Below are 12,361 nucleotides of genomic sequence, written 5' to 3' on the forward strand. Positions count from 1 at the left end.
CAGCATGATCAGATGCGTCAGGTTATGGACCGGTGAGGACAGCAATTCGCATTTCGAGGATGGGCTCATCGAGCTCGAGCCGGGCCAGCGCGGCGATTGGCTCAGCAGCAAGGCCGACGCCGTCACCATCTCCTTCCAGGAGACGGCATCGGGCGGCGCGTTCGCCTGGCACACCGCGCCGATCCGCCAATTGGTGATCACGCTCTCCGGGACGCTGGAGTTCCAGACCCGCGATGGCGAGCACTTCCTGCTGCATCCCGGCGACATCCTGCTGGCGGAAGACACTGCCGGCTCCGGACATAGCTGGAAACTGACCGACAATTCATCCTGGCGCCGCGCCTATGTGGTGCTGCGGCCCGGTGCGCATGTGCCGTTCCGCTCCAAGGAGCAGCAGCCCGCCTCGGCGTGAGTCGTTCAGGACAGCGATATCAACCCGGAAGGAGATATCCATGCAGAGCACCCCCACTGGTGAGCCGGACGTCGTCCTCATCGGCGCAGGCATCATGAGCGCTACGGTAGGCGTTTTCCTCAAGGAACTGGAGCCGCAACTCACCATCTCGATGTTCGAGGTCTTGGAGGATTGCGGGCTGGAAAGCTCGGACGCCTGGAACAATGCCGGCACCGGGCACGCCGCCAATTGCGAGATGAACTACACGCCGGAGCGGCCCGACGGCAGCGTCGACATTTCCAAAGCGCTGCAGGTCAATGTCGAATTCGATCTGTCGCGGCAGTTCTGGTCCTTTCTTGTCGGCAAGGGCGCGATCTCGGATCCGCGCACCTTCATTCACCCGGTGCCGCATATGAGCTTCGTATCCGGCGCCGACAATGTCGAGTTCCTCAGGAAGCGGTTCAAGGCGATGTCGGCCCATCATTGCTATGAGGGCATGGAGTACACCGAGGATCCGAAGCAGATCGCCGACTGGGTGCCGCTGGTGATGGAAGGCCGTAGTGGCGACGATCCGGTCGCTGCAACGCGGATCATCACCGGCACCGATGTCGACTACGGCTCGCTGACCCATCATCTGGTTCATCATCTCGTCAGCCAGCCCGGCTGCGCTGTCCACTACAAGAGCGCCGTCACCGATCTCATTCGCGATCAGGACAGTCGTTGGCGGATCGAGGTCCGCGATACCGACACCGGCGAGAAACGGTCGGTCAAGGCAAAGTTCGTGTTCATCGGCGCCGGCGGCGGCGCGCTGCCGCTCTTGCAGAAATCCGGCATTCCGGAAGGGAATGGCTATGGCGGCTTTCCCGTCTCGGGAATCTGGCTGCGCTGCGACGATGCCGCGGTCAATAAGCGTCACCACGCCAAGGTCTATGGCAAGGCTGCGGTCGGCTCGCCGCCGATGTCGGTGCCGCATCTCGACACCCGCGTCATCGGAGGGCAGCACTCGCTGTTGTTCGGGCCTTATGCCGGCTTCTCGAGCAAGTTCCTCAAGCATGGCTCGCGGCTTGATTTATTCGAGTCGATCCGACCCGCCAACGTCGAACCGCTGCTTGCGGTGGCGCGCGACAATTTCGACCTGACCGAATATCTGATCGGGCAGGTGCTGCAGTCCGAGAGCCATCGGCTGGCGACGCTCGACCAGTATTATCCGAACGCTGATCCCAAGGACTGGCGGCTGCAGGTCGCAGGCCAGCGCGTCCAGATCATCAAGCCGGACGTCAAGCGCGGCGGACTGCTCGAATTCGGCACCGAACTGGTCGGCGCTGCTGATCATTCGCTGGTCGCGCTGCTTGGCGCGTCGCCGGGCGCCTCGACCGCGGCCTTCATCGCCATCAGCGTGCTGGAGAAGTGCTTTGCCGGCCAGCTCACGGCGAATGCCTGGCTGCCCAAGCTGAAAGAAATCATCCCCTCCTACGGCATATCGCTGATCGATGATGCGGATTTCTGCCGGCGCATCCGTGCGACCACCGCCAAAATTCTGAAGGTCGACAACATTCCACCGCCGGCCGCCACGCCGACCTCGGCAGCGCAACGGGCTTGAGAAGGCAGGAGACTTCCGATGGATGCCACAGCACTTCTCCTGTCACGATTGCAGTTTGCCTTCACCATCTCCTTTCACATCATCTTCCCGTCGTTCACGATCGGCCTGGCCGCGTGGCTGACCGTGCTCGAAGCGATGCACATGCGTACCGGCAAGCCGGTGTACCGGACACTGTTCGAGTTCTGGCTCAAGATCTTCGGCGTTGCCTTCGGCATGGGCGTGGTGTCGGGCGTGGTCATGGGATTCCAGTTCGGTACCAATTGGAGCGTGCTGGCCAAGATGTCGGGACCGATCCAGGGGCCGCTATTGTCGTACGAGACGTTCACCGCCTTCATGCTGGAGGCGAGCTTCTTCGGCATCCTGATCTTCGGCCGCAACCGCGTGCCGCCATGGTTCTATCTGTTCTCCACTGCCATGGTGGCGCTGGGAACGACGCTTTCGGCGTTTTGGATCATGGTCAACAATAGCTGGATGCAGGCGCCGGTCGGCTATGTCCTGGAGAAGGGACAGTTCGCGCCTGACGACTGGGTCGCGATCCTCTTCAATCGCGTGGTCTGGGTGCGCTTTCCGCACATGCTGATCGCCTCTTACCTGACCGGCGCGTTCTGCGTGGCGGCGACCGGCGCGTGGTACCTGCTGCGACGGACCTATTACGTAGAGGCGCGGGTGATGCTGCGCATGGGCCTTTCGCTTGCGGCGGTGCTGCTTCCGATCCAGCTCTTCATCGGACATCTCGTCGGCGACTACGTCCATGATTATCAGCCGGCCAAATTCGCCGCGATCGAGGCCCGTTGGCACGACGAGCAGCCCGCCTCCGAAGTGCTGATCGCGGTCCCCGATTCGAGCACGGAGTCCAACAAATACGCGATCAGCATTCCCGTGCTCGGCAGCATCATCGGCAGCATGAGCTTGACGTCAAAGGAAGTCGGTCTGACGACATTCCCGCCGCAGGACCGGCCGCCGGTGATCATCCCGTTCTTCACCTTCCGCATCATGGTCGGCTGCGGTCTCGTGATGCTGGGGCTGGCCTGGCTCGGGACCTATGTCAGCCTCAAGCATCGGCTCGAGCGGAACCGCATGCTGCTCTGGGGTATCTTTCTCAGCTTTCCGCTGCCGTGGATCGCGATCCTCACCGGCTGGTACACCGCGGAAGTCGGCCGTCAGCCCTGGGCCGTCTATGGCGTGCTGCGCACGGCTGATGCGATGACGCCGTTCCTCACCGCCTCCGCCGCGTTGACCACGCTGATCCTCTTCGTCCTGGTCTACGCCTTCATCTTTTCGTTTGGCACCTACTACATCTATCGCCTGCTGCGCGCCGGCCCGGCCGGAATTCCGACCACGGAGCCGCGCGAAGCGGCACCGAACCGGCCCATGTCGATGGCCGATCAGCCCCCGGTCGGCGCACGCAGCTACATCAGTGCAGGAGAATAGACATGGTGATGTTCTGGGTAGCGCTGCTCGCAATCAGTATCCTGATCTATCTCCTGCTCGACGGGTTTGACCTCGGCGTCGGCATGCTGTTCGGCTTGGCCAAGAACGAGAAGGATCGGGCCGAAATGCTGCACACGGTCGCGCCGGTCTGGGATGGCAACGAGACCTGGCTGGTCGTGGCTGGCGTGATCCTGTGGGGCGCGTTTTCCGCTGCCTATGCGATCCTGTTGTCGGCCTTCTACATCCCCGTCATCGTCATGCTGCTGGGATTGATCCTGCGCGGCGTGGCGTTCGAGTTCCGCAACAAGGCGCTGGCCTCGCGCTGGGTCTGGGATGTCGCCTTCTCCGGTGGCTCGCTTGTTGCGAGCTTCATGCAGGGCGCGATGGTCGGCGCGCTGGTCGAGGGACTTGAGTTCACCAATGGCGAATATTCCGGCGGCGCGCTCGGCTGGCTGACCGGCTTTGCCGTATTGTGCGGTATCGGCCTTTGCCTCGGATACGCGCTGCTCGGCGCCTGCTGGCTGGTGCGGAAGAGCGAAGGGGCGGTTCGCGCCACTGCGCGCCGCCAGATCCCGGTCCTTGCGATCGCCGTGCTGGTGTTCCTGATCGTCGTCTTCGCCCATGCACTCACCGAGAATCTTCCGATCCTGCAGCGGTGGACCGACAGGCCATATCTGTTCGCGTTCCCGGCGATCGGTGCGGCTGCGGCCCTGGTGCTTGCCACCAGCATCCTGCGCCATGACGATTACTGGCCGTTCCACATGGTGGCGACGATCTTCGTTACCGCCTTCGGGACACTGGCGCTGTCGTTCTGGCCCTATATGATCCCCTCTGTCATCACGATCGAGGAGGCGGCCGCGCCGCATTCCAGCCTCGCCTTCATGTTCTGGGGCGAGGGCTTGTTCGTGTTCCCGCTCATGCTGCTCTACATCGTGATCGGCTACCGCGTGTTCCGTGGTAAGGTCGGTCCCATGACCGATCATTACTGATGCGGCATGAGCTCGATTGAGATCAGCGCGCAGTCTGCCCGATGTGCATAGGTGAGGCAGATGACCAGGGCGGCGTCGCTTCTGCTTGATTGGACTGCGGGCCGGCTTCCCGAAGCAAGACGGCTTGCCGACCGGCTGCGCGTTCCGGCGTCGGCGCTGATGTTTGGGTTGCGCTTGTGGGCAAGCGTTTGCCTCGCCCTCTATCTCAGCTTCTGGCTTCAGCTCGAGATTCCGTCCTGGGCCGGTGCATCGGCCGCGATCGCCAGCCAGCCGCACCTCGGCGCTGCGCTGCGCAAGGGCTGGTTTCGCCTGATCGGGACGACGATCGGCGCTGTGGCGATCGTGGTGCTGGCAGCACTCTTTCCGCAACAACGGGTCGGATTCCTGCTTGGACTGGCGCTTTGGAGCGCGGGCTGCGCTTTCGTGGCAACGCTGCTGCGCAATTTCGCGTCCTATTCGGCAGCGCTCGCGGGCTTTACCGCCGCAATCGTCGCAAGCGACCTGCTTGGCGCCACCGGTGGCGCCAATGGCGAGGTCTTCACGCTTGCGGTGAACCGCGCCAGCGAGATCTGCGTCGGCATCGTGTGCTCGGGCCTGGTGATGGCGATGACGGATTTCGGCGATGCGCCAAGGCGGCTGGCGAAGGAGATGGCTGCGCTGGCGACGGAAATCCTGGCTCAGCTCGTCGCGACGTTGTCGGAAAGGCGAGAGGGATCCCGCCGGATCGGCTTCGGTCTGGCGCAGCGGATCGGTGCTCTCGATCCCCTCATGGATGAGGCAGGCGGCGAGTCCTATGACGTTCGCTATCACATGCTGGAATTAGAGTCGGCATCGACTGGTCTTCTCCGCGCAATGTCCGCATGGCGAAGGGTGGCCGTCCATCTCGATCTGCTGCCAAGCGAAGAGGGGCGGCATGAAATCGGCCAGATCGCCCGCAGCTTTCCAACGGACTTGACGGCGCAATCCGTCGGCGTTGCGACGATCGCACAAACCGATCCGGCGCGTTTGCGCAGGTCATGTGCTGCAGCCGTGCGTGAATTGCTCGCGATGCGATGTGCGACGCCGTCGATCAAGCTGATCGTCGATGAGGCGGCGCGGTCGCTGCTTGCGCTTCGAAGGGCGTTTGGCGGCTTGCTCGTGCTGACTGATCCCGCGCAGCCCGTTCGGGCGCGGCGGCATGAGAGGTTTCCGGTTCCGGACTATGCTCCCTCGCTTCTCAATGCGGCACGGGCATTCACCGCGATCGCCGCGGTCGAATTGTTCTGGGTCGTGACGGCGTGGCCGAATGGCGCGCTTGCCGTCGCCTTTGCGGCGATCGCGCTCACCCTGTTCTCAGCGCGGCCCGATCAGGCCTATGGCATCACCATGCTGTTCATGGTCGGCGCCGCCATCACCACTGTGCTCGCGGCTATCGCCAACTTCGCGCTTCTGCCGCAGATGACATCCTTCGCCGGCCTCTGCCTTGTGATCGGGCTTGTGCTCATTCCGGCCGGTGCGCTGATGACCCAACCCTGGCTGCCGCCGGTCTTCATCGCGCTGGTCGCGACTTTCATTCCGCTGCTCGGGCCGGCGAACCAGATGACCTACAATACGCTCGCCTTTTACAATGTCGCGCTGGCGATCTTCGTGGGACTCGGCGCGGCCGCGCTTGCGTTCCGCATGGTGCCGCCGCTGTCGGCGGAGCTCCGTGTCCGCCGTCTGCTGCGGCGGACGCTGCGGGAACTACGGCGGCTTGCCACCGACCGGCTGCAACTGACATCGGAGGCGTGGGAAGGACGGATCTACAATTACCTGCAGGCGCTCCCTGAAAAGACCGAGCCGACGGCACGCTCTGATCTCCTGTCGGCCCTGGTGGTGGGCAATGCCATCATCCGGCTTCGTCCCGTCGCCGGTCGCTTCGACCTTGATCAGGAGTTCTCCGTTGCACTGGATGCGGTTGCGCAAGCCGATATCGCGGCCGCGATCCAGCGCCTCGGAGACTTCGATGCGAAGCTTGCCGCGGTCGCGCCCACGACGCCGGGATTGCCGGTCAGGGAGCGGGCGCGCGGCAGCATCCTCGTGCTGTCGGAAACGCTCGCACAACATAAGACCTATTTCGAAACATCGCCGCCATGAGCTTCTCGGAAGTCAACCTGTTTGGCGTCTACGTCGCCCCGCTTTCGTTGCTGATGGTGGCGGCCTGGCTTATCCTGGTCGTGTTGCGACGGATGGTGGCGGGCTTCGGCTTGCTGCGCCATGTCTGGCATCCGGCGCTGTTCGTGCTCGCGATTTATATCATTCTGCTTTCATGCGTGGTTTTGGTGGTAGCTGAGGTATAGCGATGTCTGAAGTTCAGACGCGATTGGCGGGCGATGGGAAAGCTCTGCCGCGCTCTTCGGCAGGCGGGGCGAGCCGCAGGATATCGCTCAGTTCCGTGATCCCGGCACTGCTCACGCTGGGCGCTGTCGTGGTGGCGGCGTTATTGGGATGGTTCGCGTGGGACGTCTATATGGGGCGGCCGTGGACGCGCGACGGCATGGTGCGGGCCTATGTCGTGACCGTCGCGCCGGAGATTGCCGGGCGGATCGTCAACCTGCCGGTCGCCGACAACCAGATGGTGCGCAAGGGCGACGTGCTGTTCGAGATCGAACCGAACGACTACCAGATCGCGTTGGACGCTGCCCGCGCCCAGGTTGCGCGCGACCAGGCCGCGCTCGACTACGCGCGCGCCAACGAAGGACGGCAGGCGAAGCTGCGCGGAGAAGGCTGGGTGTCGACGGACGTCTTTCAGCAATCGGCAAGCTCGCTGCATCAACTGCAAGCCGCTGTCGCCGCGGGTCAGGCCATGGTCTCCAAGGCGGAGCTCAATCTCAGCCGTGTCACCGTTCGCTCGCCCGTCAATGGCTATGTGACGAATCTGCTGGCCCAGCGCGGCGACTACGCCAATATCGGCCAAAACCTGGTCTCGCTGGTCGACGCCGATTCCTTCTGGGTCGACGGCTATTTTGAGGAGACGAGCCTCGGAAGGATTCGCGACAATGATCCGGCGACAGTCCGCTTGATGGGCTACAGCCAGCTCATCCGTGGCCATGTCGGCGGGGTCTCGCGCGGCATCACTGTCACCAATGCGCAGCCGGGCCAGGGCGGGCTCGCGTCGGTCAATCCGATCTTCACCTGGGTGCGGCTGGCGCAGCGGATCCCGGTGCATATTCACATCGATCATGTGCCTGACGGGGTGCGCCTCGTCGCCGGCACCACTGCCAGTGTGGAAGTCGGCCGCTAGGCCTTCGATCCCGGTTGGCTATTTTGTCGCAGGCATAGCAGCAGCGCCGCGGGAGCATGGTTGCGTCCTGTTCCGGGTACCCCCGTAGAATTGCGGAGGTTCCGCTGATGTGTTCTAACGTCAGATGTCAGGGATACCCGGAAAATCAGTTTTGAATCCGAAACATCCGTCTGCTGCCGTCCGCTGGAGTTTTTATTCGGCCATTGCATGCGGAGATGGCGCATGAATCCGTTTGCGTCGCCTCACGACCTGACGACGGGCCAGGAGTCAGTTGTCTTCGTCGTCGACGATGACGAGAGCGTGCGACGGGCGCTTGCCAACCTGTTCCAATCGGTGGGCCTGGAGGTGCAGGAGTTCGGCTCCGCCGCGGAATTGCTGCACAGCAAGTTGCCTGATGTCGCGAGTTGCCTGGTGCTGGACATCCGGCTGCCCGGGTTGAGTGGGCTCGACCTCCAGCTCGAATTGGCCAGGGCCGACGTCCACATTCCCATCATCTTCATGACCGGTCACGGCGACATTCCGATGAGCGTCCGCGCCATGAAGGGCGGGGCGATCGACTTCCTGACAAAGCCGTTCCGCGATCAGGATATGCTCGATTCCGTGATGACCGCGATCAAGCGCGATCGCGAAAGGCGCGAGGCTGAGAAAGCCGTTACGGGCTTGCGAGAACATTTCGAGACCCTGACCGACCGTGAACGCGAAGTGCTGGCTTTGGTGGCTGCGGGCCTCATGAACAAGCAGATTGCGGCGCAGATCGGGGTTGCCGAGATCACCGTCAAAATCCATCGCGGGCGCGTCATGAAGAAGATGGGCGCAAAATCGCTCGCCGATCTGGTCAGGATGGCCGAAATGATCGGAATTCGCCGCCGATAGCTGTGGGCGAGAAACCTAAGTATGATTCCCCGGTATCTTGATAGAGCGCATTTTAACGTTACGAGCGTGCGATCCGGGGAAGCGGTGCCGGCTTTTCCGCGCGACAAATGGGGAACGTTTGCGCGGCAGATCGTGTGCCGGACAAGAATCTAGGCGGGCTGACGATTCGAGGAAAAGTCATCGCGCGCTAGCGGATCCTTATTCCCGGTTTCCCCAAAAGGACAGCGATCTTGCCGACAACACCGATGATCTCCATCATCGACGACGATGCGTCCGTCCGTACCGCGACCGACAATCTGCTGAGGTCTTTTGGTTATGGCGTTCTCGCGTTTGGGTCGGCTGACGAATTTCTGCAGTCCGGCGTGCTCGACCAGACCGCCTGCGTGATCGCCGACGTCAATATGCCCGGCACTAACGGCGTCGAGCTCCTGCTTCGCCTGCGCGCCCGCGGCAACGAGATACCTTTCATCTTTATCACGGCTTTTCCCGAGGCGGCCGTGTCCGCCCACGCCGCAAGTGCCGGTGCAGTCTGTCTCTTGACCAAGCCGTTCGAGACCGACAATCTCATTCAAAACCTTGAACAGGCCCTGCAGGGGCGTGATGGGCAAGGTCCGACTGTCAAGATCTGAATTCTTCGGCAGGCGGGTTTTTCCGACCCCGGTCGGTCGCCAGACGGGACGGGTCCCGATGATCACCAAAACCGCATCGCGGCCGCCGTTCACGGCTGGTCCACTCCTGCTACACGGAAATTCAACGGCTCTTGAGTTGGAAGAACGAGTCTTGAGTTGGAAGAACTCTTGCGCGACCGTAAGCAGGGATTTCATGATCGGGCGGCACAAGGAGCATTTGGCATGTATCCGGGCCAGCGTAGCAGCGAAACAGGTGCGCCCGCTTTGTCCGTCGATGCCCCGCGGCCATCTTCAGATTGGCGCTTGGGACTGGCCGATATCGATCAAACGCCTTGGGCGACGTTCTCCCGTTATGCAGTTGCGATCTTGTCGGCCGCTGCAGCCCTGATCGCCTCCAAGGCCGCGGTCGAGTACCTGAACATCGAACCGTACGTTTCGCTGTTCCTCTGCGCGATCATGTTTGCGGCCTGGTTTGGTGGCCTCGGCCCCGGCTTGGTGTCGACTGCGCTTGCAGGTTTGGCGTTCGAGTATTTCGTGGCGACACCGATTGGTTCGTTCGAGATCGATGTTCATCAGATCCCGCGAGTGACTTTGTTCTTGATCACGGCGCTGTTCGTCAACTGGATCGCTTCAGCACAGCGAAAGGCGACGCGATCGCTGGAGCTTTCTCGCCGCGACCTGTTGGCTGCGCTCGAAGCGCAGAAGCGGACCGAGGCCTGGCTGCTGCGGAGCGAAATGTACCTGGCCGAAGCGCAGCGGCTGAGCCGCACCGGCAGTTTCGGCTGGAAGGTGGCGACCGGCGAGATCAGTTGGTCGGAGGAGACGTTTCGGATCTTCGAATGCGATCCGGCCACAACGCCGACACTGGAGTTCGTTCTGCGGCGCATGCATCCCGAAGATCGCGATTTTGTGCAGCAATTGCTCGAGGAGGCCTCGCAGAATGGCGTGGATTTCGGTCACGAAGCCAGGCTGGTGATGCCGAATGGCGCGCTAAAGCATATTCGCACTTTGGCCCATGCCGTGAAGGACGGTCCTGATGGCATCGAGTACATCGGCGCGGTGACCGATGTCACCGCCGCCAAGCAGGCCGAGGCCGCACTCAACGACGCGCAGGCGGACCTCGCGCACGCGACGCGCGTAATCACGCTCGGCGAGTTGACGTCCTCGATCGCCCACGAGGTGAACCAGCCGCTGGCCGCGATCATGTCAAACGGCGAGGCTTGCCTGCGCTGGCTCGACCGCGGCGCGGCAGGCATGGAGCATGCGCGGCGCTCGGTGGAATGGATCGTCAAGGATGTCAGCCGCGCGGCCGACGTGATCGGGCGCGTTAGGGCGCTGGCGCGCAAGACCGATACGGAGCGGGCGCTTCTCGACATCAACGAGGTCGTCAACGAGGCCCGCGTGCTGATGCGGCGCGAGCTCACGAGCAAGCAGATCACGCTGCGTACGGAGCTTGCGACCGATCCGCTGATCGTCCGCGCCGACCGGGTTCAATTGCAGCAGGTCGTCATGAACCTGGTGATGAATGGCATCGAGGCGATGCAGCCGGTTACGGATCGGCCGCGCGAATTGCTGATCCGGTCGCAGCGCAGTTTCGAGGCCGATCAGGCCATCCTGATCATGGCGGACTGCGGCGTCGGCTTTTCCGACGAGAACGCCGAGCGGCTGTTCAACGCGTTCTTCACCACCAAGTCGGCCGGCCTTGGCTTGGGATTATCGATCTGCCGCTCGATCGTTGAGGCCCATGGCGGAAAGCTGTCTGCATCCCGCAATGCCGGGCCGGGCGCGACCTTCCAGTTCACCCTGCCGCTCCATGAGGATGTCGGACGGGCGCAATGAGTCCGCCCGGCTGCGATCATGCCTTGGGCATGATACCCAGGTTCATGCCTTGGGCATGATACCCAGGTTCATGCCTTCGGCATGATACCCGGACTGTTGTCGGGCCACTTGGCAATCATCGCTTCGTCGATGTTGAGATGCTGCGCTACCAGCTTGGGCGGCGTATGCGTGAGCCAGTTCGTCAGCGAGACTTCCTCGTAGCGAGGGGCGCGGAACACGCCGACGAATTGCAGGTCGGTGTCACCGACGTTCTCGACATAGTGCCCGTAGTTCTTCTTGACGTAACCGATGTCGCCCGCGTTGAAGTCCATTGTCAGCGCATTGGGGCCGGTGTTGAACACCGTCATCCGGGCCTTGCCCTTGATGTAGTATTGCCACTCGTCGGCGTTCGGATGCCAGTGCATCTCGCGGACCGCGCCCGGCTTGAGGGTGACCAGCGCCGAGGCCACGGTCGTTGCGACATTGAAGTTGGTGCTGTCGGCAACGTGAATGGTGCCGGCCTCGGACTGCTTGAGCGGGCGCGAGCCTTCGAGCGAGAAGATGAAGGGATGCGGCGGCATCTCTGCGTTCCTGCTCATCGCGGCGCGGTCGCCGGCGAGGTCGCCTGGCACGGTGCCCTGGAATATCCAGAGGTTGTGCAGCGGAATGTTCGCGAAGCTTTCGACCGGAACTCCGAAGTTCTTGGCGAGCACTTCGGGCGGCGTGTGGGCAATCCAATCCGACAGCAGCAGCGTATTGAACTCGTCGGCGTGGCCGTCATCGAAGCAGATCACGAACTCGCAGCCGTCGGGTCCGAGGCCCTGCAGCGAGTGTGGCGTGCCGGCCGGAAAATACCAGAGGTCGCCCGCCTTGAGGTCGCCGACATAAGGACGCCCCTCTGCATCGAGAACAGTCACGCGGCAGGTGCCATAGGTCATAATGGCCCACTCGGCGGCCTGATGCCAATGCAGCTCGCGAATGCCGCCGGCGGCGAGGCGCATGTTCACGCCGGATATTTCCTTCGAGATCGCGAAATCGTCGACCGTGACCTGTCGCGCCCAGCCGCCGTTCTGAATGCGTCTTGCAGCATTATTGAAGGACGCCCAGGTCGTGGGCAGGCCGCCAACGTCGGTCGCGGGCGGAGTGAATGCGGATGGAAACTGTTTTGCAATGGCTGGATTCTGCGGACCGGGATCGGTCAGACTTCCAGGCGACTTGGCGTTGATGGCGCCCTGAGGCGGCTCGTCCGGATTACCGAAGCTTGCCGCATGCGCGGATGCGGTCATTGCGGCTCCGACAGCCGACGCTGCCATAAAATCTCGTCGCGAGAGCATGAGCTGAGACTCCAGAAAGAGATGATCGAACCGGCAC

At 62.6% G+C, this 12,361-nt stretch carries 11 protein-coding genes; 10 read left to right on the forward strand and 1 reads right to left on the reverse strand.

The window, feature by feature from the left end:
• Positions 1-4: 4 nt before the first annotated feature.
• The 10 genes from YY7_RS0104315 (at position 5) to YY7_RS50715 (ending at position 11,011) form a co-directional block, all read left to right on the forward strand.
• Complete coding sequence (locus YY7_RS0104315) at positions 5-409, forward strand: hypothetical protein (protein WP_028162145.1); 405 nt, start codon at positions 5-7, stop codon at positions 407-409.
• A gap of 40 nt (positions 410-449) precedes the next feature.
• Entirely contained in the window at positions 450-1,988 is a 1,539-nt protein-coding gene (gene mqo, locus YY7_RS0104320) for a malate dehydrogenase (quinone) (RefSeq protein ID WP_028162146.1), read from the forward strand.
• Positions 1,989-2,006: 18 nt separating this feature from the next.
• Positions 2,007-3,419: a cytochrome ubiquinol oxidase subunit I gene (locus tag YY7_RS0104325; RefSeq protein ID WP_028162147.1), complete on the forward strand. Its 1,413-nt coding sequence runs from the start codon at positions 2,007-2,009 to the stop codon at positions 3,417-3,419.
• A 2-nt stretch (positions 3,420-3,421) separates the two neighbouring features.
• Positions 3,422-4,408 (forward strand): cytochrome d ubiquinol oxidase subunit II, encoded by a 987-nt coding sequence (gene cydB / locus YY7_RS0104330; RefSeq protein ID WP_028162148.1) that lies wholly within the window; start codon positions 3,422-3,424, stop codon positions 4,406-4,408.
• Positions 4,409-4,468: 60 nt separating this feature from the next.
• Positions 4,469-6,523 carry an FUSC family protein gene (locus YY7_RS0104335; protein ID WP_155255032.1) on the forward strand — a complete coding sequence of 685 codons (2,055 nt, stop codon included), beginning with the start codon at positions 4,469-4,471 and terminating at the stop codon, positions 6,521-6,523.
• On the forward strand, positions 6,520-6,726 hold the full coding sequence (locus tag YY7_RS0104340; RefSeq protein WP_028162150.1) for a DUF1656 domain-containing protein: 207 nt from the start codon (positions 6,520-6,522) through the stop codon (positions 6,724-6,726). The genes YY7_RS0104335 and YY7_RS0104340 overlap by 4 nt, the downstream gene beginning before the upstream one ends.
• A gap of 2 nt (positions 6,727-6,728) precedes the next feature.
• Positions 6,729-7,670 carry an efflux RND transporter periplasmic adaptor subunit gene (locus YY7_RS0104345; RefSeq protein ID WP_080663578.1) on the forward strand — a complete coding sequence of 314 codons (942 nt, stop codon included), beginning with the start codon at positions 6,729-6,731 and terminating at the stop codon, positions 7,668-7,670.
• A gap of 222 nt (positions 7,671-7,892) precedes the next feature.
• A complete protein-coding gene (locus YY7_RS0104350; protein ID WP_028162152.1) occupies positions 7,893-8,543 on the forward strand; it encodes a response regulator transcription factor in 651 nt (216 codons plus the stop codon).
• Positions 8,544-8,773: 230 nt separating this feature from the next.
• Positions 8,774-9,172 carry a response regulator transcription factor gene (locus YY7_RS0104355; protein ID WP_028162153.1) on the forward strand — a complete coding sequence of 133 codons (399 nt, stop codon included), beginning with the start codon at positions 8,774-8,776 and terminating at the stop codon, positions 9,170-9,172.
• Positions 9,173-9,475: 303 nt separating this feature from the next.
• Positions 9,476-11,011 (forward strand): ATP-binding protein, encoded by a 1,536-nt coding sequence (locus tag YY7_RS50715; protein WP_051396525.1) that lies wholly within the window; start codon positions 9,476-9,478, stop codon positions 11,009-11,011.
• 68 nt (positions 11,012-11,079) lie between these two features.
• Here YY7_RS50715 and YY7_RS0104365 read toward each other — a convergent pair whose 3' ends face one another.
• Positions 11,080-12,324, reverse strand: a complete 1,245-nt coding sequence (locus YY7_RS0104365) for an oxalate decarboxylase family bicupin (protein WP_028162154.1) — start codon at positions 12,322-12,324, stop codon at positions 11,080-11,082.
• Positions 12,325-12,361: the final 37 nt, after the last annotated feature.

The organism is Bradyrhizobium elkanii WSM2783, from assembly GCF_000472865.1.
In the GTDB taxonomy this organism is placed as follows: Bacteria; Pseudomonadota; Alphaproteobacteria; order Rhizobiales; family Xanthobacteraceae; genus Bradyrhizobium; species Bradyrhizobium elkanii_A.

Excerpts from the sequence above, each read along its gene's own strand:
- YY7_RS0104315 (WP_028162145.1), top strand. The coding sequence starts at position 5 with ATGATCAGATGCGTCAGGTTATGGACCGGTGAGGACAGCAATTCGCAT.
- mqo (WP_028162146.1), top strand. The coding sequence starts at position 450 with ATGCAGAGCACCCCCACTGGTGAGCCGGACGTCGTCCTCATCGGCGCA.
- YY7_RS0104325 (WP_028162147.1), top strand. The coding sequence starts at position 2,007 with ATGGATGCCACAGCACTTCTCCTGTCACGATTGCAGTTTGCCTTCACC.
- cydB (WP_028162148.1), top strand. The coding sequence starts at position 3,422 with ATGGTGATGTTCTGGGTAGCGCTGCTCGCAATCAGTATCCTGATCTAT.
- YY7_RS0104335 (WP_155255032.1), top strand. The coding sequence starts at position 4,469 with ATGACCAGGGCGGCGTCGCTTCTGCTTGATTGGACTGCGGGCCGGCTT.
- YY7_RS0104340 (WP_028162150.1), top strand. The coding sequence starts at position 6,520 with ATGAGCTTCTCGGAAGTCAACCTGTTTGGCGTCTACGTCGCCCCGCTT.
- YY7_RS0104345 (WP_080663578.1), top strand. The coding sequence starts at position 6,729 with ATGTCTGAAGTTCAGACGCGATTGGCGGGCGATGGGAAAGCTCTGCCG.
- YY7_RS0104350 (WP_028162152.1), top strand. The coding sequence starts at position 7,893 with ATGAATCCGTTTGCGTCGCCTCACGACCTGACGACGGGCCAGGAGTCA.
- YY7_RS0104365 (WP_028162154.1), bottom strand. The coding sequence starts at position 12,324 with ATGCTCTCGCGACGAGATTTTATGGCAGCGTCGGCTGTCGGAGCCGCA.